Below are 22,718 nucleotides of genomic sequence, written 5' to 3'. Positions count from 1 at the left end.
TGCCTGCCCCACCCAGTCAGCGAACCGGTCTCTGCCCCTCGGCCAGGAACGGGAATTTTCGATGCAGAGACAAAGCGCCCTTTGGCGATAATTTTGAGACCAGAGACACGCACAGAGACTGAACAGATCGCCAAAACCCCGCAATTTGCGGGACAAATAGACGGTTGTGCCGCCGAGCTCGGTTCCTGCGAACTGGGTGGTGGGCGATGTAGGGCTCGAACCCACGACCCGCTGATTAAGCCAGAGGCAGAGACTCGATGCCGTAAACCGGAGTCACCTCGTTGGCGAGACGATTCATCGGAAGTCATCCGCTGAACTGTACGCGGTCAGCGTTGCCGCTGGCCCCTGATCGACTGTGTCTCGTGTTTTGCCGCCTCCAGCTCCTGCACGATGCGCTCCTGCTCGGCGCGGAGCTTTGCGAGGACGTCGGTTTGGACGAGAGCGTTGGGGATAGTCTGGCCGGGGTGTTCGGCGATCATGCGCGCTGCGTCCGCGGCGGCGGCGGCCTCGCGGGCTTCCGTCGCGGCCGACTGCTGCGACCCGGCGACGATCGCCCTCTCGGCGCGCAGCTCCCGCTGCGACGTGGGCTCCATGGCGGCGTTCGCCTCCTGCCGCCGCTCGGCATCGAGCGCGCGGTCGGCCAGGCGCTCGGCCGCGGCAGCTTCGCGCCGCTCCTGCGTGCTGACCTCCTGTGCGCGGGCGACGAGCCTGTCCGCGTTCGCCCCGACGATCGCCTCCACCTCGCTGCGGCTGAGTTGCTGGACGCCGCGCTCCTGGGCGCGCTGCAGGTCGATCCTGTTCGCGAGCGTCTCCAGGTATCGCGCGGACGTCTCGCGGAACTGCTGCTTGGTCTGGCCGTCGAGCAGGTCGCTCGTCCGAGACACCGCTTCGTTCAAGACCCGCAGGTCTTTCGCCATCTGCTCTGATGTGATCGCCATCGCTGGATCCTCTTTCGTCAGGTGTTCGACGCGCTTCCCGACCGCCTGCAGGATTCCGCCGACGGCCTGCGCCAGAAGCAGCCGCTCGAGCATGTCCTTCGCTTGCGGGTTCGCGGGCTGCTCGGCCACCACGGTGCGCCACGCCAGCACGCTCTCGTTCACCGCCCTGCGATCGGGTTGAGACATCGGCAGGCGGATCGGGTTCGACCGTGCGACAGCGATGCGCTGGCGCGCGTTGTCGATGAGACGCCGGTTGGCTGGGTCGGCGGCGTAGGCGCGGTCGCGCGCCTCGCGCGTCGGACGCGGCCGCTCCGCGGCGTCGACGATCGCCTTGTCCTTGGGGCCGTAGCTTTGAAACGACGCGCGCTCGCGCGCCGAGGTGGCGATGATCTTGAGCCCTTCCGCCTGCGCGTGCTGGGCGTAGACCTGACGCCATTCGCTGAAGGTCTCGCGGCTAGGATGCAGCTTCTGGCCGGACTCGCTTTTGACCGCGACGACGGCGTGGACATGAACGTGGCCGTCCGCCTCCTTGTCGGTGTGGAGGCCGAACATGAACTTGTGGTCGGCGAAGCGGTCGTGCAGGAACGCGCGGGCGGCTCGCGTCAGCGCCTCGACGTCGGTGCCGGCCTTCGCCGAGACGATCAGGTGCATCGTGTCGCGCGAGGATTGCGAGCGCAGCGTCGGCCCCCATTGCCGCGCAGCCTCCCTCGTCTCCGCGACGTTGGCGATCGTCTTGCCACGGTCGTCGGTCGCCGGGCCTTTCTCGATCAGCTTGTTGAGTCGGTAGGTCACGCCGTCGCGGCCGTGGCTCGTCGCGCTCGGTACGATGCCGATCGCCTCCGGCGCCAGGCCGGTCGCCGCCGTGATCCGCTCCTTCGCCCGCGCTTCGGACGCCATGTCGAGCCGCTTCTGCGTGAAGCCCCTGCCCTCTCTACCCACGCGCTCTTCGCGGACCCGGGTCCGTTCCTTGCCCGGCCCGGCCATCGCCGTCACGACGCGCGCTTCCAGCATGCCGTCGGGCCTGGCATCGATGCGATAGGCATGTCGGTGGCCCTCAAAGCCGGCCGCAACCGCCCTTTCGAGCATTGCCCTGCCCTCGGGCGTGTCGGCAACACCCTGCACGGTCACGCGCACCGCGCCGACGTCGTGGCTCTCGGCCCGCTTGGCGAAGTTGACCGACCAGGCCTTGATCTCGTCGGCGACCGCCTCGCGGTCGCCGAGCATCCGGCCGTCGTGCGTCTCGAGCGCGACGTCCTTGCGCTGGACATACTGGCCTGTCGCGGTCGCCCGCGCCACGCCGCGCGCATAGGACACCACCTTGATGACGGCAGGCTGGTAGCCGGAAGCAAGCTGGCGCGCCCGGCCGACAGCGCCATCCTGCCCTGCTCCGCTCCCGCCACCACCCGGTGCGCCGCCGGCGATCGGCGACTGCACAGCGGGACGAGCTGACGTTTCTCCACCACCGCCGCCTCCGGCGGACGACGCCGGCAGCGACCGCGAGCGCTCCTCGTCGCGGCGGCCGGTGATGGTCTGGCCGCGGATGACCTCGTGTGCCGGCGGCGCCTTGGCAAGCGGCGCGACCCGCGCCGCGCGGCGTCGGGGCTCCTCGTCGAGGCCGCCGAAGGATCGCGGCTGCCGCCGGGACTGGGCGGCCGCGCCGACCGCGGTCCGGGCCGCCTCGACCTGCGCCACCCACCAGGCGATCTGCGCGGCCCGGTTCATCCCGCGTCCTCCGTGGAGATCTCGGCCGGCAACGCAAGGCCGGCCTGGCGGCGCAACTTGGAGCCGTAGGCGACGGTCATCTCGGTCAGTTCGTCGTTGATGGCGGCGACCACCTCGTGCAGTCCGCGCCACACCGGCTCGGTGTCCTCGATGCGCACGGCCTGGCCGCGGTGGATGGCGCGCAGGACCTGCGAGAGGTTGCGTCCGACCATCCGGACCTGCTGGGCGAGCTCAACGACGGCGCGCGTGTTGTCCGCTGAGAGCGCCGGCCCCGCCTGTACCGACGCCCGGATCAGACGTCGCACCACCTCGGCTTTCGGCACGCCGAACAGCGCCACGGCCGCCTGGAGCCGCGCCTCGTCGGCTTCCGACAACTCCGTTCGAAGCCTCGGCTTGCGTCGCGGTGCTGTAGCGGAGCGGGCCATCGGCGCTCCCCTTTCCTTCCCGTTCGCGCGGCTCTGCCGCCATCGCGCGTCCGCGCTCCCCGGCTGCGTCCAGCAGCCGTCGTCCGGTTTGGCCCACAAACCGGTATCTTGTCAACCAATATCTAATAAATCGACTATAGGATATCCTTCAATCAAGAACATCTACGACGAAGGAGCCGCCTCACTTACCACGGCACACGCCATGGCAGCCCATCACCGCAACTCGACAATGATGGAATGCCGTAACGCCGCAATACCGCAATACCGCATCGCTGCACCTCGCCAATACCGCACTGCCGCAGCAATGCAGTGTTGTAGTGCCGCATTGACACCTTCACGCATTGCCGCTTTGACGCAATTCGGCACTGGCGCATTGCTGCACCACTGCAATGCGTGAGCAGCACAACAACGCAATCACGCACTGCCGGAATGACGAACTGCGGCATTGCTGTTTGTCTATTATACCGTATGTTAAATGCTTCGACCACGACACGCAGGAGGGCACTGTGCCGAGCATCTTCGCCGTCGCGAACCCGAAGGGCGGCAGCGGCAAGACAACGGTCGCGATCATCCTCGCCGGCGAGTTCGCCAAGCACGGCTACTCGGCCGCGATCGTCGACGCCGACCCGCAGGGGTCTTCCTACCAGTGGCACGCGTCGTCCCTCGCGCGCGGACTGAGCCCCCAGGGCGTCGACCTCGTCCGCGCGCCCGACGGGGCGGCTTTGGTCCAGGCGGTCGAGCGCCTCGCCGGCTACGACGTTGTCGTCATCGACACGCCAGGCTATTACGGCGAGGTCCTGATCCAGTCGGCGCTGCGGGCGGACCTCGTTGTGCTCCCGTGCAAGGTCCACACCTTCGACGCCTCTCAGGTCGTCCGGACAATCCGCAGCCTCGAGCAGCACGCCGCCTCGGCGCAGCTGCCGATGAGCCAGCACCGCGTCCTGTTCAACGAGTACGACAGCCTCGATCGCAACACGCGTCCGCTGCGCGAGGTCGTCGCCTACCTCGATTCGGAGCGTGTCCCGGTGTGCGCGACGGCGCTCTACCGCCGCGTGACGTTCCGCACGATGACCAGCGGATTCGGGACGCTCTACCAGATGAGTGACAAGGACGAGTCCGTGAGGAAGGCGCGCTACAACGCCGACCAGGTCGTGCGCGAGTTGTTGGCCGCGAGCCAGGGCGCGGGCACCGACGAGACCGCCGCATGAGCGACGGCGCGCCGACCGAGAAGCCGGACCGGCCTCCCCTGCCCCGCGACGCGTTCCGCGCGCAGCGGGTCGAACCCGTCCCCACGCAAAAGCCCTTACTCCAGCCAGTGGTCGTGACGCCGTCGTACGACGACCCGGTCACCCCAGCACCGCCCGCGCAAAGGAGGTCATCTTCGGTGCCGGCGGAGCCCGTCCCGTCGAACAACGCGCCTCGACCGCAGCGCGATCGCGGTCGCAACCCGTTCGAGGCTTATGGCGAGCGCGCGTCGTCGCGACCCTATGCACTGCGCCTGCCTGAGGCGGTCGACCTGTCGCTTCGACAGCTCGCTGCCGAGGAGCGCACGCAGCCGCTGCGCGTCGTCGACCGCGCCATTTACGACTTCCTTAAACGCCTAGGGCGGTTGCCGCCCTTGGACGAGCCATAGTTGTCGCCGCGCAAGAGACATCACGCGAAACCAACGGCTCCTACGCGATTTCGTCCGGGAAGGGAGGGCGGGCAGGCCCTGGCGGGCTTGCGGCGTGCTTTCGACGCTGCGAGGCGCCGAGCGCCATCAGCATGGGCCACACCGAGAACTGGCCCGCCGAGGCACGTCGCGCCAGCGTCCTCAGATAGCCGCCGGGATTCCTGATCGTGCTCCCGCGTTGCAAGATGAGCGCAAGCGTGACGCTCGCCGGACCAACTCCCATCGCTGCGCAGGCGTCGTCCCATGCGCTCGGGCTGACGCCGAGCAGGGGGCGCACGATCGCCGCGGTGTCGGCGACGTCGCGCGGTGTGCTCAAGCCGTGGCGAGCGTAGTCGACGAAGTCGGGGCATGTCTCGGCGAGGAGCCGGACAGGCACCGGCGACGGCGCCTTCTCTTGACGTTCGTCGTGATGAGCTTCGTCGTCGCTCGCGTGACCTTCAGCCGCCGGTCGCTCTGCGTCGACTGTTGTGTCGCCATCGGTCTCACTCATATGGCTTTCCAGGATGCGGAGGATCCGCCTCGACAGTTCGGTCAGTGCGGCAGCCAGCGGCTCCAGCGTCTCGCGCCGCGCGGTGCGCGGCCGGCCATCGAGCAGCTTCTTGTACTCGCGGTGCATCGCCGGAAGGTCGGCGTCGACGTGCTGCTCGACGCCGAATGCGAGCATTTTCGCGATCTCGCGTCGGGCAAGGGTGATCTGTTCGCGCAGCGCGTCAATGGCTCGGCGCTCCTCGACGATGCGGGCTGCGCGGTCGGCAAGCTCGTCGACTCTCGCCACAAGCGGACTGAGGTCAAAACCGAACGCCTGCTCGATGCCGCCGCCGGCCGCGCGCCTGGCGTAGCGCTTCCCGTTCGGGCTGTCGCGGCGCAGGATGAGCCCGGCCTCTACCAAGGCGGCAACGTGCCTGCGAAGCGTCGAGGCGGCGATTCCGTGCGCGCGCAACGAGAGCTCGCGGTTCGACGGGAAGACGACGATGTCGTCCGCCCCGAGCGTAAGCACGGTGTCCGGGTGGAAGCTCAGAAGCGCGTTCAGCACTGTCAGCGATCGGTCCGTGAGCATCAGCTCCGCCCTGATTTCGCAGACGTGACGGAACGTCTTCCACTTGTGCGCCGCCTTGCCGTCCGGCGCGTGCTGCACGTGTCGCTGCGCGCTCAGGGCAGTCGCGGACAGCGGCCGCGGCCCGAAGGGGGCGGTCGGATTGAGGCCAAGCATCTGCATTCGCGTCCTCTCTTCGCGAGAGCGCGTGGCAAACAAAGACCGTGGCGTGAAAAGCGCTGAGTCTCTTGAACTGTCGGGTGGCGCGGGCTAGGATGCTGTAGCGTTTACGAGGCACCGCTGGCGATTGGCGTCGTCAGCCCGCTGACCCTCTTGAGAGACCCGGCTCTGCCGGGTTTTTCTTTGTCCGAGCGCGCTCCTACTGGTTGAATCGGATCCGTCTATTATATTGAATGTTAGACGGCAGTCCAACGTCTGAGTTAAACACGTGGGAGCGTCGATCGAATCAGCGAGAGATACGATTGACTCGATGAACACGAAGGTTTCCGGCCGAAGGGCCGCGCACGCGGCTCACGGCAACACGCTGCTCGTCGCCTTCCAGGACGCGCTCGAGCGCCTGCGCAAGGAGATGGGACTCACCCGCTGCGCCTTCGCGGAGCGGCTGGGGATTCCGCGATCGAGTTACTTCCAGCTGATGATCGATGCGGCGAATCCAAGCCTCGACTACATCGAGATGATGGCTGAGCGCGCCGGCGTCGAGACGATCGCCTTCTTGGGCAAAAGCGGTCAAAACACGTGCCACATCGGGGTCGGAGCGCGCTAAGTCGAGTCGGCTCAACAGGAAATTCGTTTGGTCAATGTCCAATATTCTAGACTTTGACAGAGAGGTGTGATGATGGTTGCGCGTGCCCAAGCGTAGCAGAGCCGGCCGAGATGTCGCCCGTCCGAAAACCCCAGTCCCTCGACCACTCGGTGCTGAACGAGATGCTGGCGATTCGGATGCAGCAGCTCGAGATCGAGAACGGCGGCGCGGAGGCCTTCCTGGCCAAGACGGGGCTGGCGCGCCACACCTACTACACGATGGTGCGCGGCATCGGGAATCCGACCATCCGCACGATCGAGAGGATCGCGTCCAGCCTCAACATGAGCGTGTTCGAGCTCTTGGGCTTCGACGTGTCGGACGCGCGGCGCGCCCTGAAAAAGAGCGGCGTAAATTACGATGAGCTGGTCTCGGCGATCGCGAAGAAGAACCGCGCCGATCGCGCGCTGGCGCGTCAGACGCGGTCGCGCAAGTTGCCGTCCTGACGAGGAGGGACTGGGGAGGCTTGCGCCTCCCCGTCTCTAGCCTAGGCTGCCGAGCGTTCCGCCGCCTGGGCGAGCCGGCCGAACTCGAGGCCGATCAGGTCGACGGTGTAGATCCGCTGGCCGTCGCGCTCGTAGCTGTTCTGCCGAACCCGGCCGCGCACGTGCAGCAGGTCGCCCTTGCTGACGTGCTCGTTCACGTAGTCCTGGATCGACTTGGTGAAGATTGTCACCTCGTTCCAGTGCTGGTCGTCCTTCCACTCGCCGCCCTTGTCCTTGAAGGGGTAGTTGGCGCAGACCGTGACGCGGACTGTCTTGCCGACCTGCTTGATGGTCCCGACGCGACCGATGAGGGTGAATTCGGCGATGTTGCGCATAGTCTCTCTCCATCTTGTGGGGCGGCGCCCCGTTGCGATGGCGATCCGTTATGGCCGGGAAGACGGCACAGAGCCGAAGCCCGCGAGACGCGGGCGAAGGGCGAGCGCAGCGCTGCGCCCCGTCAGCCCGTGAATTTTGGCGCCGCAGGCGCGCGAGGAATGCCGACGGGCCGCGCTTGCGGGTGGCGGCAGGGGAAAATTCTCCGGCGCAGGGGCCGACGTGCCGGCGACGGCCACAGGAATCCAGCCATGCAACCGGGAGCGCTGCCCGACGGGAGAGAGGCGAGCAGTCGTCGCCGTGCCGCCATCGCCCCACGCCGGGCCAAATCGGGCGGCAAGATTCGCGTTGTCGATGGCCACTCACCGAGGACAACGGCTCGCGAGAAAACCCCACACTGGATCTGTGGACGACCGCAACAGTCGGTCGCCGAACGGATCGAACACCAGCGGAGAACCAGCAGCGCACCCTGGCCGGATGGCAGGACAACAGCGCAAACGGCCGGAGCGGAATCTGAACCCGAACGCGGTCCGCGGCATTCGAGCGTCGCCGCCGCGAGCGTCGAACCGACCCCGCCAGCGTCGGGCGCGCGCCGCCCCTCGACACCGCCACGGCGTCACGCCGACCGCTTGGTGCGCAGTTGCGCGTTGACCTGCGACATCAGGATCGGCCCGAGCGAGAACTCGCCAGCCCTCGCCTTCTCGGTCAGGCCGCGCAGGTAGCCGCCCGCCGATCGAATGGCCGCGCCGCGCTGGAGGATGCACGCCACCACGACAGCGGCCTGCATTTCGCCCATGACGGTTTGCGCCTCCTCCCAGGCGCTGGGGCTGATCCCGAGCATCGACCGCACCACGGCCGCTGTCGCGAGCAGGTCCCGCCAGTTCGAAATCCCGCCCTTGGCGTAGTCGGCGATGTCGGGGCAAGCCTTCATCACCAACCCAAGCGGATAGGCCGTCTCCGCAACCCTCGGCGTTTCAGGATCTGGCACCGCCCTCGCCGCCCGGCTTCCTTGAAAGCCAGGTTCAAGATCAATTAAGGGGTCTGGATTTGAATTCTGTATATGGCGCTCACTTCGGGACTCATTGGCGCTCATATCTTGTGTTTTGACATGCGTTTCCAGCAAGTTGAGAACGTCCTCGGCCAGTTGCGACAGTTCCTCGGCCGCCGCCTCGAGCTGGACGCGCGTCGCGGTGCGCGGAATCCCCTCGACGATCGAACGGAAACCGGCATGCACCTCCGCCCAGTCCGCAGGCCCCTGCCCTCCCCTGCGTGTCGGCACGCCCTCCTCGATGCCTGTCGCGATCATCTTGGCGATGTCGCGCCGGCACAGCGTGATGCGCTCGCGCGCGAGCTTGATGGCGCGCGCTTCCGCTTCCACGGCCGCCGCCAGGCTCTCGAATTCCTCAGAGCGGACCACGAGCGGCGAGAGGTCGAAGCCGAACGCCAGCTCGATCTCGCCTGAGGCGCCCTTGCGGGCGTAGCGCTTGCCGTTGGGGCTGTCGCGCCGGACGATGAGGCCCGCGTCGACCAGCACCGCGAGATGCCGCCGCAGCGTCGACGCCGGCATGCCGTGCGCGCGAAGCGACAGGAGTTGGTTCGACGGGAAGACGACCAGGTCGTCCTCGCCGGTCAGCGCGGTCTCGGGGTGGAACGTGAGAAGCGCGTTGAGGACCGAGAGCGCGCGCTCAGTCACCCCGAGGCCCGGTCTCGCCCGGCAGATGGCCTGGAAGATCTTCCACTTGTGGACGACCTTCTCCGGCGGCCGCGACGACGCGGCGATCTGCGTTGCCACGTGGGCGAGCGTCAGCGATCGCCGCCCGAAGGGCGTCGTCGGTGTGTGTGGTTCCATGTCTTGCCCTCATGCGGGCAAAGGAAATGTGCTCGCCGAAACGGCGAAAAAATCGCGACGTGACTCTTGACTGCGATTCGCGGAAGTGTGATTCTCAGTGTCGCCAAACAACTAGAGAAGGGCTTCCGGAACTCCGTTTCGGGGGCCTTTTTCTTTTGCCGTGCTGCTCCTGGTTCGCGGTTGACGGGTGAGGCGTCTACGCCTCGTCGCTCTCCTTCGCCCTGCCCGACTTCGTGAAGGCGTCGAACAGGTCTGGGAGTTGTTTGACCAGAAAGTCTGCGAACTCGGCAGGCACCTTCTTGTCGATAGAGAGTTTGAGACCGCGGTTGGCTCGCTGGACTTGGGCGATGCGCTGCCCGTCGTGAGCGACGACGGGTCTGGATCGAGGCTTCTTCGCAGCGTCGGGCTCGGTGCGCCGGGCGGCCGCGTTGAAGGCGGCAAGAAATCTGCTGTCCGAATCCCCGGATGCGAACGCTCCATCGGCGGTTGCCGCCCTGGTCCGCTTAACCGCCGCAGCGTCCGCGAGCATGTCGGCGAATGTCTGCCATCGGCCGCGTCCGATTTTCGGGGCCTTACCGATTGCGTCGATGATGTCGCGTGGGATTGCGTTTGCGACAGCAATCAATTTCGACGCCTCCGCTCTGTCGATCGCGAGTGCGTCCTGCACGACGGACCGTTTGTGTCCCGCGGCTTCGATGTGCACGGCAAAGATCGCGCGCTCGATGAAACTCAGGTCTTCGCGGGGCGCGTTTTCCAGGCCTTGGGCGACCACGAGTGCTTCGTCGCTCAGTTCCTTCAAGATCGCCCGCACGGGAATCCCGAGCTCGCGGGCGATCCGGACTCGACGATGCCCGTATGCGCTTTGGTACCGGCCGGGCGATGTCGGGTGTTCGCGCACTAGAACGGGGACTTCTTGCCCTCGCTGGGAAATCGACTGCTTGAGGAGTTCGTAGGTCGTCGTGTCGTCGTCACGGAAGCGGTCGCTAACCGGTGACGGGTCGACCAGGGCGGCATCGATTTCGACGATCATCGCGCCGGCGGAGATCTTGTCGCGCAGCTCTTGGTTCTCACGCTCGACTTCCGAGAACGAATCCTTGAGCGAACGGACGGCTCCGGAAGAGACACGTGCCGGCGCCACCGGGGGGTTGTTGTCAGCGGACAACGCAGGCGCAGGCGGCGCGGTGAAAAGGTTCTTGATCGTGTCGGTGCGCTTGCTCATCGGCCCCACACCTTCTTGGTGAGCTGCGCGATCTCGGCGTTGACGGCGTCGACCGATTCCAACGCCCTGTCGTAGGCGCCGCGTCCGACCGACCCGCGATCGAGTTCGTAGAGCGATTGTTTCGTCAGACCGGCGTTCGCGATCGCCGTCGACTTCCAGACGGTCGCCTGCAGCACGTCGGAGCCGAAAAGGTTTCGCAGCAGGGCGACGATTTGAGCTTCGGGAACGTCGTTCGGGTCGTGCCGCGTGATGACGTAGCGGATGAAATCGTGATCGAGCCGGCCGCCGGCTTCCTCGATCACCGACATCAAGTCGGACGTCATGAGGAGAAACTGGCTCATGGAGGCGACGTCCACCATCTGAGGGTGGATGGTCACGAGCATGGCGGTGGCGGCGTTCAACGCGCCCATCGTGAGATAGCCGAGTTGAGGCGGGCAGTCGACGACGACCACATCGTACTCGTCCGCCACCTGGTCGATGGCGGTCGCGACGCGACGGAAGAACAGGTCGTGTCCCCGTTCGCGCCGTTCGATCATCGCGCGAGGCGTGTGGTGCTCGAACTCCATGAGTTCTAGATTGCCTGGGACCAGGCCAATCCCGTCAAAATACGTCGGCCGCACGACTTCGCGCATGGGCCTGCGTTGGTCGTCGTACCGGATGGCGCCGTAGATCGTCTCATTCTGCCCGATGTCGAACTCGGGCTGGTAGCCGAACATCGCAGAGAGGGAAGCCTGCGGGTCGAGGTCGATGGCAAGGACCCGCAGACCGGACAGCGCGAGGTATTGGGCGAGGTAGAGCGCAGTCGTGGTCTTCGCCGACCCGCCCTTGAAGTTGGCGACGGTGATAATTTGAAGCTTCTCGCCATCACGCCGTCGAGGAAAGAAATCCAGCGCTTCCCGCGGCCGCGCCTGGGCAAGATACGCGCGCAGCTCGTTGATCTGGGCGAGCGTATACGACCTCCGTCCGCCGTGGCCGATGGCAGGGCTTGGGCCGAGGCCGTCGAGCGACAGTTGGCGAAGATAGCCGTCGGAGACGCGGACGATTTTTGCGACTTCGCCTGAGCTAAAAGAGCGAAGCGACTTGCTCGCGGCGGGAGGAAATAACGCCGTTCCGAGCGACCGGAGTTGGCCGGAAAGGATGCCGGCATGGCGCGTGATCCGCCCACTGGCGGTCTCGGTCGGCGGCAGTTCGGCTTCTTCTAGGGTCGTCATGCGATCTCAAGACGGTTTGTCTGCGTCAGACGGCAGTTTTCCGTCTCAAGAAAGACACGATTCTCGAGTCGCTGCAAGCGTTTAAGGGTTAATGAAAAGTAAACGCCCGGGGAACCTGCCGAAGCGACCGGCATGGTGTCTGCTGACAACATTTCGGATCGCGCGCTCGATGTTGTCTGCTGACAACGCGGCCCGAGCGCGCCTTAGGTCATTCCATCAGGAGGCGTGCCGCCCTCCCCTGCGCACGCCCCGCTTCGTTGTAGTAGCTGGCGGCTTGCTGCACGGAGCGATGCTGCGACTGCTGCATCGCCTCGGGCAGCGCGACGCCCTGCCGGGCGGCCTCGGTGAGATAGCCCGACCGCAGGCCGTGCGCCGCGAACTCCGTCGGGTCAAGGCCGGCCATTTCACACCGCCGCTTGACGATCAGGTTGATCGACTGCGGCGTCAGCGCCCGCTCCTCGAGTGCCTCCCACCGGTCGATCGCGCGCAAACTGGCCCCTTCTGGACGTCACTCCGCTCGAGCCACTCACGCAGCGCATCAACCGGCGGACCGACAAGGAACACCCTCCCCTCCTCGTCCGCATCACCGGTCTTGGTCCGGCCGAGATGGATAGACAGGCACGGCAGCGCCGGCGAATTCGGGTCGGTCGGATCGAGCGGCGCGGCAGCCTCGTCGCTCAGCTGCTCGATCCGCAGCCGGGCCACTTCGCTGCGCCGCCGCCCGCCGGAGGCGAAGGCCAGCAGCAGGATGGCGAGATCTCGCGTGTCGGCGAGCCGAACGGCCCCTCGATCCCCTTCCAGCGATGCAGCGTGCCCCAGCTCGCCAGGCGCCGTCACGGTGCTCGGCGCGTGCGGGCCGTCGCTGCACAGTAGACCCTCGACCCGTAGCGTTTCGGCGACTTCCGCCGGCATCCCGTGCCGGGGATCGCTCTCGCGCTGCGCCGAGTCCCACAAGTGGTGCGCGACGAATTTCAGCGCCAGCGCTTCCGTCGCCGGCCACGGCAAAGGATCGCCGGTGGCGGTGGCCGCCCAGCCCTCGAGGTAGGCGAGGTCGGACGCGAGCGCCCGCAGGCTGTTTTCGCCCATGCCCTCGCGCGCGAGGTGCTTGAGCGTCGCGACGTCGTCGTCTGTCAGGAGCTGCGCCAGGCGGTCGCGACGGTCCACCGGCAGGATGGCAGCGAGCGTATCCAGCTCCAAAGCGCGTCGGGACTCGGCGTCGAGGGATCGGTTCTTGACGATGTCGTCCATAGCGCGCCTCAGAAGCCGTATGTCCGCTCGGCCCAGCGCAGCAGTACCGCTGCGTCCGGGTCGGGCAGGCGCACGCGCTGCGCCTTGAGGCCTTCGGCGATCGCGAGCCCGACGCCGTGCTCGACCCAGTGGCCATGGGTCATCAGGAAGAACCAGCCGAAGGGCAGGCCGACCTCGCCGTCGATCGCCTCGATCCGGTCCATCAATTGATGCACGGACGTCTCGGGGGTCATCAAGAGGCGCTCTCGCGGCGCCTTCAACGGCCGCGAGCCGACCTCCCGCTCGCCCTTGTGGGTGTAGTCGCGGGCGTCGAGCGCCCAGTGAGCGAAGACGCGCTGGGACCGGGCGCTAGAGGCCTCCCAGTCCAGGAAGAAGCGTAGCTCGCGCGGCACGAACTCGAAATAGTCGGGCACCAGCTCAAGAAAGGGGGTCTCGCGCGTCGCGCCGTGCGGTCCGGTCGGACGACCCGCCGCTCCATCCCCGGGCGCTTCGCCTCGCGCTTCTCGCGCTCGATCCTGCCGCAGCGGTCGAGGAAGCTGCGGACGTGGAGGAAGGCGCCGCCGGCGCGGTCGAGCAGGCGGTAGACCGGGCCGGCGAGGCGGTCCGAGTCGGGTAGGCGCTTATCCCGCGGCCAGCCAGGATCGAACAGCTCCTCCTCGCCCCAGGGGCGGTAGTCCGGGTTGACGACCGGGCCAGCGCGCCACTCGACCTCGCGGCCGAGCGCGATCTGGATGTAGTCGGCCGGCGCGGGCCCGGTCGGCGCGAAGACGAAGGCGCTGGTGCCGCGCCACTCCGTGATCTCCAGATCGGTGTCTTTCAGGCGTGCCCAGGTCGCCTTGACGTCGCCGCCGTCCTGCGCAAGTTCGGCCGTCATCCACGGCCGCAGCTCGCCGATGCGTGTGCCGTCCGGCCGGATGACCGATCGGGTGTCGCGCCAGTAGTCGTCGTCGACCTGGGCGAGGCTGAAGTCGAAGCCCGGAAAGGCGGTGACGAGGGCAGGGACGAGGTCGGCGTCGACCGAGGCCCGGTCGAGACCCGCCAGCACGGCGTGCAGCGAGGCCGAATCGGGGAGGCGGGCGGGAGGAGGCGTCATCGATCGACCTCTTGCGGGATGGACGGGATTTCCGCACGTTTAGGGACAAAGGAAAGCAGCACATGGTCAGCGAGACCGCCGACGACGCATCCAATGAGGTCGTGCGCGCGCCGAAGCGCAATCGCCGGGTCGAGCGCACCGTGGACTTGAAAGAGCTGGAGATCGCCGCGATCGAGGCCGCCGAGTTGACGACGCCGGCGGAGCCGCGCCACGGCCCCACGGAAGCTCCGGCGAACACCTGAGCACTGCCACCCTGCGACCTTGGCTTGAAACTTCTCCCGATTTTCGCTATTTTGGCGGAAACGGAGATTTCCCATGGCCGTCACCCTTAGCGCCAGCGAATTCCAGGACCGGGTCGGCGAGGCGCTCGACCGCTCGCTCAGCCAGCCGGTGCTGATCACCAAGCACGGCCGGCCGCGCAACGTGGTGCTGTCGTACGACGAATACGAGCGCCTCAGCGCCCGCGATCGGCGGGCGGTCAAGGCCGCGGACCTGACCGACGAGGACATCGCCGCCCTCGAGGCGAGCGAGATGGCGCCCGGCTTTGAGCATCTGAACGCCGAGCTCGGGGCGAAGTGAGCCTTGAGCCGAAGGTCGGCTGGCTGCTCAGCTACAGTTACCTCTGGGCCGACGAGCACCGGCGCGGCGCGGAGGAGGGGCTAAAGAACCGGCCCTGCGCGCTGGTCGCGGCGACGCGCCGCGACGGCGACCGCATTGTCGCGATCGTGGTGCCGGTGACGCACAGCCCGCCGGCGGATCCCGCGACGGCGATCGAGATCCCGGCCGTGACCAAGGCGCGTCTCGGGCTTGACGCGGAGCGGTCCTGGATCGTCTGCAACGAGGCGAACGTCTTCGCCTGGCCGGGGCCCGACCTGCGCGCGGCCGGCCGCCAGACGCCGCCGAGCGTCTGGTACGGGCCGCTGCCGCCCAAGCTCGCGACGGCCGCGCGGGAAAAACTGCGGGAGTTCGCCAAGGTCGGCCGCCTGCGCCAGGTGCCGCGCACTGAGTGACGGCCGCCGGCGGCGGCCGGAGGCGTCCGGAAGAGGGGAGGGGGCTGGCAGCGGTGGCGTCCTCTCGTCGATCGGAGGCCCGGCGGGCGTGATTTGCCGGGCTCTGGGCCGCCAGAATCGCCGATTTGCGGATTCGTGTCCAACACTATCGATAAGGGGGGGTTATCGATAGTGAAAAGAGCTTCCGAGAAGGCATCGCTATGACGGAAGCTAAAGCCGTGATAGCTTCCGTTACGGTGATTCTTGTTAAGGTTATCAAAGTGTTGCCTTCAGCCTACAAAGTCCCCGATCCGCTGCCCTGGGCCGCGATGGCCGGGCCGCTTGCCGCCGCCGAGGATGCGCTCGCCCGCCTCGACGAGCGGCTGGCCAAGAGCCCGATCCGCGACGGCTGGGCGGCGCGGACTCACTTCAGCGATGCCTGCGCCAGTCTGTGGCTCGAGGGCGAGCTTGTCCACCTGGAGGATCTCGTTCTCCACGACGCTGGCATGGACGTCCGCACGCCGACCCATGAGCTGACCCGCGCGCACGCCATCCTGCGGGGCCGCCGTCGCATCGCCGGCGAGAAAGCCGACTGGGCCTTGTCCGCAGACGGGCTCGCCGGCCTGCGGGGTAGGGGAGGGCGCGCCCGCGGCGACGAGGCGGGCGACTGGGAGGGGCGAACCGAAAAACTGATTGATCTCGACGGCGAAGATGGCGAGGCGGGCGCGGCCAAGCCGGCGCCCGAGACAGCTGTTGACGAGCGGATGGCGGACGTCTTCGCCGCGGTCGACGCGGCGATCGCGCAGGCTGGCCGCACCCTGGCGGTTGAGGCCGCGACGACGCGGGCGAGGCGGGTGCCCGCGCGCGATCCGTTGGTCTACGACCTCGACTGTGACGAGGACGAACGCCTCGCTGAGTGGCGTGACGTCGTCGACAGGACCCGCGCCTTGCCGCCGACGTTGGCCGCGGCGCTTGCAACCGACGCCTGGTCCGCGATCGAGCCGCTGCAGCATGCGCCATGGCTCGGCCGGCTGCTGGCCGCCGCGCTGCTGCGCGAGCGCGGCAAGGCGCGGGCGCATCTGCCGTGCCTGCACGACGGCCTGAAAGCCATCCCGGTTGAGCGGCGGCGGCCGCGCGACAGGGCAGGGCGCCTTGCCGTCCAGCTCGAGGCGATTGCGGCCGCGGCCGAGGCCGGCCTGAAGGACCACGACCGCTGGCTGACCGCACGCTCTCTGCTGGCCCGCAAGCTCGCCGGCCGCCGCTCGACCTCCTCCCTGCCGGCGCTGCTCGACTACGTGCTCAGCCGGCCAATGGTCTCGGCCGGCATGATCGCGGGCGAATTGGAAATCACGCCGCGCGCGGCCCAGGACCTGGTCGCCGAGCTCGGGCTGCGGGAGGCGACCGGGCGAGGCCGGTATCGGGCATGGGGAATTCTGTGACAAGTCACAGATGCAGATCGCAGGCCGCATTTAAAAGCGCCAGCGACTAAGCGATCGGCGGCGGTAAGATGAGAAGTCGGGTCGCCCGTCCACGTCTTGGACGCAAGCCACATAAACTGTCATTTGGATCGCAATCCGCTAGGCTATTCCGAATACAAAGTGGTGATAAGAATGATTGATCTTGCCTCGTTTTGAATATTCGGGATTGGAAAAATGTCTCTTCCTCCACTTTATAAGTACCTGAACCTTGACGGAGCAATAAAAACTCTTGCCAACCGATGCTTCCGTTTCGCAAAGCCGTGCGAGTACTCCGATCTGGAAGACATGACGACACAAAGCCTCTTCCCGGACGAGATCGAATCGGCGCTGAAGATCCTTCAGGACAAGTTTGTCGATGTGATCGTCGAGAACGCCGACGCGGCGCCGACGTGTTCGGACAAATTGAAGCCGAAAGTCTCCGAGCTTCAGAAGATATTCCGCGAAAACCCCAAGGCGGCCGGGATTGTCAGGGAAGGCCTTAAGAAGGACCCTGACGGAAGCGGCCTCGGCATCGAACATTGGCGCGCGCTTGCCGAGGGCTTCGTGAAGGAGATAAACGAATTCATGCAAGGGCACCGCGTGCTCTGCGTCACGACCGACAAGGCTTCCAACCGCATGTGGGAAGAATATGCCCAGGCTTCGCAAGGCATCGTCCTGCGGATCGAGCCCAGCGTGCCGAAGGATTCCAAATTCCAGAAGTTCTCGCCCGTGACCTACCAGGAAAAGCGGCCCGCGATTTTTCCGCGCACGCTCGACTATGCGAGAGAAGCGCTTTTCGGCGATCAGCAAGCGCGGGCGCGCGCGAGCATGGACGGCATCATCTACGCCAAGACGAAGGCCTATGCGTTCGAGTCGGAATACCGGCTCGCCATTCCGCGTGGCGAAGGCGAGGAAGATTACCGCGTGTTGGCATATCATCCCGAGGAAATCACCGAGCTTTATCTCGGCACGGCAATGACGGCTGCTGACAAGGCCGAAATCATCGCGCTGGCGAAGGCGGTCAATCCGGGCATCAAAGTCTTTCAGGCGAAACGCGATTCCGCCGGGACCATCACGTTCTATATGGTCTGAAGCCGGCCCATATACGCCAGGGCTTCTTCTCAAGGCATGTCTTCCGGAAATGCTTGCATTGCTCGCGGGCCTGCGGTGGACTGCAGCCTATTGTAATAAGCGAAATTATTGATTGGCCGGGTGCCTATGGCGACCATCCAGGAAATGATTGTCGAAAAGCTCGTTGCGGAACTGTCCGAAAAGAAAACGCTGAGCGCGCCCAAGATCAGCGCTCTGCGCGAATTGCTCCGGAAAGACTCGAAGGTTCGTGCCGACGACCTCGTCGCAATCTTTACCGGCGACGATGGCGAGGTCGCATGATCAAGATCGTTGCGGCGCACATCGAGGAAGTCCGCGGCATTCGCAAGCTCGATATCAAGCTCGATCAGGCCACGTTCGCCATTTCCGGGCCGAACGGCTCTGGCAAGAGCGGGGTCATCGATGCGATTGAATTCGCGCTCACAGGCCAGATCGGCCGTCTCATGGGACCAGGCACGAAGGACCTCTCGGTCGGCGAGCACGGGCCGCACGTCGATAAGGCAAAATTTCCGGACGCGGCGGTCGTAAAGCTGGAGGTTTATTTCCCGGCCCTCAAGAAGGCGGCAACGATCACGCGCAAGGTGTCGTCGCCGAAGAAGCCGGCGATCGCACCAAAGAACTCCGACATCAAGGCGGCCTTCGACGACATCGCCGCGCATCCCGAGATCACGCTCTCCCGTCGCGACATTCTCCGGTTCATTCTCGTGGAGCCGACCAAGCGATCGGAAGAAATCCAGACCATCCTGAAGCTAGACGACGTCGGCCAGACGCGCAGCGCGCTCAATACGGCGCAAAACCGCTTGCAGACTGCGCTCAAGGCGGCGGAAGCGCACGCCAATGCAAGTCGAGATACCCTCGCGCGCCATCTCAATATCGCGGAGTTCAAGGCGGAAGAAATTCTGACCGCCATCAATCTCCGCCGAAAGACCTTGGATCTTGCCCCTATCGACAAGCTCGGCACGGATACCAGGCTCGACCAGGGGCTGATCGAAGCTGGCAAGGCTATCGAATTCAACAAGCAGGCCGCGCGTCGCGATCTGAAGGCGCTGACCGATGCGGTGGGTGGGGTGGACGCGGCGGGCAAGCCGGCGGTCGATGCCCTTCTGTCCGGTCTTTCAAGGCTGGAATCGGACCCCTCGCTGCTACAGGCCCTTCACCACCGGGCCTTGGTCGAGAAGGGCCTCGACCTTGTCGATGGTCCGCTATGCCCCTTGTGTGACCATGAATGGCCTGACCAAGAACATCTGCGGGCGCATCTCACCGCAAAGCTCGAAAAGTCCGAGGAAGCGGCCAAATTACAAGCCGCCTTGCTTTCGGCCGGAACTGACCTCGGCCGGGAATGCGCGCGATTGAGGGAATTGCTCGTTGCAGGATATCGCGTGGCCAACGCGCAGGACGATGCGCCGTCGAAGTCGGCAATCGAAGCCTGGGGCAAAGACATCGAAGGTCTGCGGGGCGAACTCGGCAAGATGGATGGGCTATTGGGCTTGAAGCCCCGTCTTTCGACGGGCTGGGCCGCCGTACCGAAGGGTGTTGCAAACGCGCTGGCAGCACTTGTGGCCATCGTCGAGGCCAAGCCAGATCAAACGGCTACTCTCGATGCGCAAACCTTTCTCTCTGCCGCACAGCTTCGACTGGAGGATCATCGCGAAGCGCTGCGCCGGCGCCAGCGCGCCGAAACGGCCAGCACGGAGGCGAAGGCGACTTACGATGCTTATTGCAAGGTGATGGAGGCCGAGCTGGAGGCGCTTTACGAGGATGTCCAGGATGATTTCAGCACCTTCTATCGCTTGATCAACGAGGGCGACGAAGAGAAGTTCACGGCGAAGTTAAGCCCGAGTGCGGGCAAGCTTGATTTCGCGGTCAATTTCTATGAGCGCGGGCTCTTTCCGCCGGCCGCCTTTCACAGCGAAGGCCATCAGGATGGGATGGGCGTGTGCCTGTATCTCGCCTTGATGAAGCGTCTCTTCGGCGATGGCTTCACGCTTGCGCTGCTGGACGACGTGGTCATGTCGGTGGATTCCGGGCATCGCTATCAATTCTGCAAGCTCCTCAAGACGCATTTCCCGAATACCCAATTCGTCATCACGACGCATGACCGGCTCTGGGCGGAGCAGATGCGGTCGGCGGGGCTCGTCACAGGCAAGACCTCCCTGTCGTTTCACGGGTGGACCGTCGAGACCGGCCCCCTCGTGGAATCGAATGTGGAAGTCTGGGACGACATCGCGGCGTCATTGGGGAAGAACAAGGTGCCTGAAGCGGCCGGCACGTTACGGCGGCATCTCGAATATGCCGCGCGGCGTCTTGCCGACAACCTCGGCGCCAGCCCGGTCTTCAAGTCGGACGGCAATTACGAGCTGGGTGAACTTCTGCCGAGCGTCCTGGCACGTCTGCGAGATTTATGCGGCAAGGCGGCCGATGCGGCGCAATCCTGGGGCAACGCGACGGAAAAAGACACGGCCCTCGATCGGAAAAAGATGCTCTCGACCTGCAATGGCGCCGCCAACGTCGAACAATGGGCAGTGAACAAGGCTCTCCATTACAATGAATGGGCGAATTTCGGGCGCAAGGATTTCGAGCCGGTGGTGGCCGCTTTTCGTGAACTGCTAGGCTGCTTCCGGTGCGATAGTTGTAAATCCTGGCTCTACATTGTACCGCGCGGAATACCGGATGCCGTGCGCTGCTCATGCAGTTGCGTCAACCTAAACCTCAAATCAAAGGGCAAGTGACCCGATGTCGATGGCGTTTTATACGACGTCATCGATTGAAATATTCTGCCACTACTTCAAGCGCCTTGATCGCATCACGTTCAGAAACGTCGTCCATGTGTATTTCTTGACCCAGTGCACGCATGACTTTGCTGGTAGGGTGGAGCGGCGGCCGGAAGTGTGCGTAAGCATTGCGGACGGTGCGCAGATCGTCGATGGCCTTAAACGCCTCATCATCAATGATGCCGGAGTCGCGTGCGGCAGCGAGCAGTTTTTCCAGGCTCCATCGAGCCGCGATGTCCGAGCCTCCTGCATAGAGGCTGCCGGCTAGTTCCTGCTCAAGGCAGGAAAGTGCCAGAACAACCGTCGCGAAATACAGCCCGTGAATGTACGCCAGGCGCATTTCGGAATACGCCTGTTGTGATCCCGCGCCACCTTTGAACATGACGTATTCGTGGGGCGAGTCGAAGATCGACAGCATGCGCTGAGGGCGTGCCGCGCGGAACGGGCGGCTCCTTGCCTCGTCGTTTGCGAGCCAATTTTCGAGGTCCGCTAGGTCCTGTTCTGGCAAAGTCGCCTCCACAACAATGGTCTCCATTTTTTTCGATTCGATATTCCATGGCTGCGGCCAGTCCCGGTAAATTCAGGTAAACGACATTTCTGCGAATCGGCAGGCCCTGACGGGCCGGCGACTTTCTCTTGGGGCTCAAATGCCGCGACTTTCAAAGCCGGCCCTTCTTGAAAAGGTCGAGGACGCTTACCGGCTTGGGGGCTGGAACGTCCTTTATTTGTCGGAACCCGGCGAGCATCCCGCGAGATACCGCGTCTATAAGGAAGACGTGTCTGAAACGGTCCGGGCTTACATCTGGAATATTAGCCATGGCGGGGGACCGCGCAGCGCGGCCGAGTACCGGATTCAAATTACGGGCCTGGGTAGCGACCGCTTCGAGCCGGAGATTGGCGGCAAAACGCTCATTCTGGGCTGGTGGCCCAACGAAGAGGTCTTCGCGGGCTTCGACTACCGGCGCCACAATGGCTTGCTCGGCGGCTCGCCTTCGATGCAAATCGGCCTGGCGGCACTTCAAGCCGCGATCGCCAACGGATTTGCGACGCACCGCAAGAACACCGGCGAACTGGCCATTGCCTTTCGGCCTGACTTCATTGGCACCTACACGCAAAATCTTGAGGCTCTGCACGACACGGGCGAGGCGCCGGAGGAAGTGGCGTTGCTTTCGCGGCTTGCGGCCGATCCCGACGAGGTGGGCGAGCCCGAGATTCAAGCGGGCGTGGCGAAGCCGCGCCAGTGGGCGGTGGTCCAGACTCGGCGGGCCCTCCGCGCGCTTGATTTCAGCGATCGGGTCCTGGGCGCGTATCGGCACCGCTGCGCGATGTGTGGCGTACAGCTCCGGCTTCTCGACGGCGCGCATATTCTACCCGTCGCAGAACCGGACAGTACCGATGAGACCGCCAACGGCGTGGCGCTGTGCGCGCTCCATCATCGCGCTTATGACACGGGCCTCGTCACGTTCGATGCGGAGTATCACGTCCATCTTCACGATGAGCGCATCGCGGAGTTGCGGCAGGCAAGATTGGACGGAAAATTGAACTTCTTCCAGGATGGATTACGCGATGTCATTCTGCTGCCGGCGGAACGGGCGAACCGGCCTCGCGGCGAGTTCGTCGAGAAAGCCAACCGCTTGCGGCGGTGGCATCTCCGAAGCTGAGCCGTGATCCCGTGGGAGCCAAAACTATTTCTTTGTTTTTCTGATGGCTTCGAACTGGTTGGCGAACCGCCTTTCAAGCACGTTGAGAAATTCCTTCAGCTTCACTAAATCGGTGCGGCCAATGGCTTCCCCGCCGGATGTCACGCCGCGATGGAGATTCTCGGTCTTCGTCTCATCCAGCCACGCGAGGGCATTGTCGATAGCGGTGCGCGTTGCGCGCCGCCGGTCTTCTACATGTTGGGGATCATTGCTGGTCAGGCCTAAAAAGGAAGCAGCGCCGACCCACATGCGAGGCTCCTCCGGGTCTCTGATGTGCTTGCGAAATATCGCCTGCTGATAAAGAGGAGCTACGGCGTCGTAAATCGGCTGCGGCGAGCGGTTTGATTTCTCCGTGGTGGCCTTGGTGTCGCTGAGATGCCCGACTTCGGAGCGCCCGACGTCGGTGATGCGGTAATGATTCGGCCGCGTCCGCTCAAACCAGCCGCGACGAAGAGGGTTGTCCTTCTTCGTCGTGCCCATGATTTCCATCATGACGCGCTTGTGGTCGGGATACTGATCTTCGTAGCCGCGCGCGCCGAAGCGGTTAGGATTCCGCTTCCAGGTTGCGACCGTCAAGTCCCACTCGCTGAACTCGCTCTTGCCCTGGCGATCGAGATCGCCTGCGCCCATCAGAATCTCCTGG

The 22,718-nt window shown here is 65.1% G+C and carries 22 protein-coding genes and 2 pseudogenes; 12 read left to right on the top strand and 12 right to left on the bottom strand.

Annotated elements, in window-relative coordinates; genetic code table 11:
* Positions 1–326: 326 nt before the first annotated feature.
* The 3 genes from AC1RT6_RS18820 to AC1RT6_RS18810 form a co-directional block, all read right to left on the bottom strand.
* A complete protein-coding gene (locus AC1RT6_RS18820) occupies positions 327–2,660 on the bottom strand; it encodes a relaxase/mobilization nuclease domain-containing protein (protein ID WP_472791601.1) in 2,334 nt (777 codons plus the stop codon).
* Positions 2,657–3,085: a hypothetical protein gene (locus tag AC1RT6_RS18815; protein WP_472791602.1), complete on the bottom strand. Its 429-nt coding sequence runs from the start codon at positions 3,083–3,085 to the stop codon at positions 2,657–2,659. Before AC1RT6_RS18815 ends, AC1RT6_RS18820 begins: the two co-directional genes overlap by 4 nt.
* A 185-nt stretch (positions 3,086–3,270) precedes the next feature.
* On the bottom strand, positions 3,271–3,531 hold the full coding sequence (locus AC1RT6_RS18810; RefSeq protein WP_472791603.1) for a hypothetical protein: 261 nt from the start codon (positions 3,529–3,531) through the stop codon (positions 3,271–3,273).
* A gap of 60 nt (positions 3,532–3,591) precedes the next feature.
* Between AC1RT6_RS18810 and AC1RT6_RS18805 the strand changes: the two genes are divergently transcribed.
* Positions 3,592–4,293: a nucleotide-binding protein gene (locus AC1RT6_RS18805; protein ID WP_472791604.1), complete on the top strand. Its 702-nt coding sequence runs from the start codon at positions 3,592–3,594 to the stop codon at positions 4,291–4,293.
* A complete protein-coding gene (locus AC1RT6_RS18800) occupies positions 4,290–4,718 on the top strand; it encodes a hypothetical protein (RefSeq protein WP_472791605.1) in 429 nt (142 codons plus the stop codon). The genes AC1RT6_RS18805 and AC1RT6_RS18800 overlap by 4 nt, the downstream gene beginning before the upstream one ends.
* 40 nt (positions 4,719–4,758) lie before the next feature.
* On the opposite strand, the gene repC (AC1RT6_RS18795) is transcribed toward AC1RT6_RS18800, so the two are convergent.
* On the bottom strand, positions 4,759–5,973 hold the full coding sequence (repC, locus tag AC1RT6_RS18795; RefSeq protein ID WP_472791606.1) for a plasmid replication protein RepC: 1,215 nt from the start codon (positions 5,971–5,973) through the stop codon (positions 4,759–4,761).
* A gap of 307 nt (positions 5,974–6,280) precedes the next feature.
* Here repC (AC1RT6_RS18795) and AC1RT6_RS18790 point away from each other — a divergent pair, with 307 nt between their 5' ends.
* A complete protein-coding gene (locus AC1RT6_RS18790) occupies positions 6,281–6,574 on the top strand; it encodes a helix-turn-helix domain-containing protein (RefSeq protein WP_472791607.1) in 294 nt (97 codons plus the stop codon).
* A 110-nt stretch (positions 6,575–6,684) separates the two neighbouring features.
* The gene (locus AC1RT6_RS18785; RefSeq protein ID WP_472791608.1) at positions 6,685–7,056 is read left to right on the top strand and encodes an XRE family transcriptional regulator; all 372 of its coding nucleotides are present in this window, start codon (positions 6,685–6,687) and stop codon (positions 7,054–7,056) included.
* A 41-nt stretch (positions 7,057–7,097) separates the two neighbouring features.
* On the opposite strand, the gene AC1RT6_RS18780 is transcribed toward AC1RT6_RS18785, so the two are convergent.
* From AC1RT6_RS18780 to AC1RT6_RS18755, 6 genes and pseudogenes are all read right to left on the bottom strand, one after another.
* Positions 7,098–7,430: a single-stranded DNA-binding protein gene (locus AC1RT6_RS18780; protein ID WP_472791609.1), complete on the bottom strand. Its 333-nt coding sequence runs from the start codon at positions 7,428–7,430 to the stop codon at positions 7,098–7,100.
* 614 nt (positions 7,431–8,044) lie between these two features.
* Positions 8,045–9,277: a plasmid replication protein RepC gene (gene repC, locus AC1RT6_RS18775; RefSeq protein ID WP_472791610.1), complete on the bottom strand. Its 1,233-nt coding sequence runs from the start codon at positions 9,275–9,277 to the stop codon at positions 8,045–8,047.
* A gap of 196 nt (positions 9,278–9,473) precedes the next feature.
* Complete coding sequence (gene repB / locus AC1RT6_RS18770; protein WP_472791611.1) at positions 9,474–10,496, bottom strand: plasmid partitioning protein RepB; 1,023 nt, start codon at positions 10,494–10,496, stop codon at positions 9,474–9,476.
* Positions 10,493–11,707 carry a plasmid partitioning protein RepA gene (repA, locus tag AC1RT6_RS18765; protein ID WP_472791612.1) on the bottom strand — a complete coding sequence of 405 codons (1,215 nt, stop codon included), beginning with the start codon at positions 11,705–11,707 and terminating at the stop codon, positions 10,493–10,495. Before repA ends, repB begins: the two co-directional genes overlap by 4 nt.
* A gap of 208 nt (positions 11,708–11,915) precedes the next feature.
* Positions 11,916–12,955 (bottom strand): annotated as a pseudogene (locus AC1RT6_RS18760) (tyrosine-type recombinase/integrase).
* An 8-nt stretch (positions 12,956–12,963) separates the two neighbouring features.
* Positions 12,964–14,048, bottom strand: a pseudogene (locus tag AC1RT6_RS18755) (hypothetical protein).
* A gap of 62 nt (positions 14,049–14,110) precedes the next feature.
* Between AC1RT6_RS18755 and AC1RT6_RS18750 the strand changes: the two are divergent.
* From AC1RT6_RS18750 to AC1RT6_RS18720, 7 genes are all read left to right on the top strand, one after another.
* Positions 14,111–14,290, top strand: coding sequence for a hypothetical protein (locus AC1RT6_RS18750; protein WP_472791613.1), 180 nt, complete (start codon positions 14,111–14,113; stop codon positions 14,288–14,290).
* A gap of 73 nt (positions 14,291–14,363) precedes the next feature.
* Positions 14,364–14,627, top strand: a complete 264-nt coding sequence (locus tag AC1RT6_RS18745; RefSeq protein ID WP_472791614.1) for a type II toxin-antitoxin system prevent-host-death family antitoxin — start codon at positions 14,364–14,366, stop codon at positions 14,625–14,627.
* A complete protein-coding gene (locus AC1RT6_RS18740) occupies positions 14,624–15,058 on the top strand; it encodes a hypothetical protein (protein WP_472791615.1) in 435 nt (144 codons plus the stop codon). Before AC1RT6_RS18745 ends, AC1RT6_RS18740 begins: the two co-directional genes overlap by 4 nt.
* 200 nt (positions 15,059–15,258) lie before the next feature.
* Positions 15,259–16,476 carry an RHE_PE00001 family protein gene (locus tag AC1RT6_RS18735; protein ID WP_493029591.1) on the top strand — a complete coding sequence of 406 codons (1,218 nt, stop codon included), beginning with the start codon at positions 15,259–15,261 and terminating at the stop codon, positions 16,474–16,476.
* A gap of 324 nt (positions 16,477–16,800) precedes the next feature.
* Positions 16,801–17,586 (top strand): DUF2971 domain-containing protein, encoded by a 786-nt coding sequence (locus tag AC1RT6_RS18730; protein ID WP_472791616.1) that lies wholly within the window; start codon positions 16,801–16,803, stop codon positions 17,584–17,586.
* Positions 17,587–17,712: 126 nt separating this feature from the next.
* Complete coding sequence (locus AC1RT6_RS18725; RefSeq protein WP_472791617.1) at positions 17,713–17,886, top strand: hypothetical protein; 174 nt, start codon at positions 17,713–17,715, stop codon at positions 17,884–17,886.
* On the top strand, positions 17,883–20,333 hold the full coding sequence (locus AC1RT6_RS18720) for an ATP-binding protein (RefSeq protein ID WP_472791618.1): 2,451 nt from the start codon (positions 17,883–17,885) through the stop codon (positions 20,331–20,333). Before AC1RT6_RS18725 ends, AC1RT6_RS18720 begins: the two co-directional genes overlap by 4 nt.
* A gap of 28 nt (positions 20,334–20,361) precedes the next feature.
* Here AC1RT6_RS18720 and AC1RT6_RS18715 read toward each other — a convergent pair whose 3' ends face one another.
* Positions 20,362–20,910 (bottom strand): hypothetical protein, encoded by a 549-nt coding sequence (locus AC1RT6_RS18715; protein WP_493029590.1) that lies wholly within the window; start codon positions 20,908–20,910, stop codon positions 20,362–20,364.
* Between the two features lie 112 nt (positions 20,911–21,022).
* Between AC1RT6_RS18715 and AC1RT6_RS18710 the strand changes: the two genes are divergently transcribed.
* Entirely contained in the window at positions 21,023–22,036 is a 1,014-nt protein-coding gene (locus tag AC1RT6_RS18710; protein WP_472791620.1) for an HNH endonuclease, read from the top strand.
* Between the two features lie 24 nt (positions 22,037–22,060).
* Here AC1RT6_RS18710 and AC1RT6_RS18705 read toward each other — a convergent pair whose 3' ends face one another.
* Complete coding sequence (locus AC1RT6_RS18705; protein ID WP_472791621.1) at positions 22,061–22,705, bottom strand: hypothetical protein; 645 nt, start codon at positions 22,703–22,705, stop codon at positions 22,061–22,063.
* Between the last annotated feature and the right edge of the window lie 13 nt (positions 22,706–22,718).

The sequence above is a fragment of the Nitrobacter sp. MLSD-S21 genome (assembly GCF_058809865.1).
This window is presented reverse-complemented; position numbering and strand designations above follow the sequence as displayed.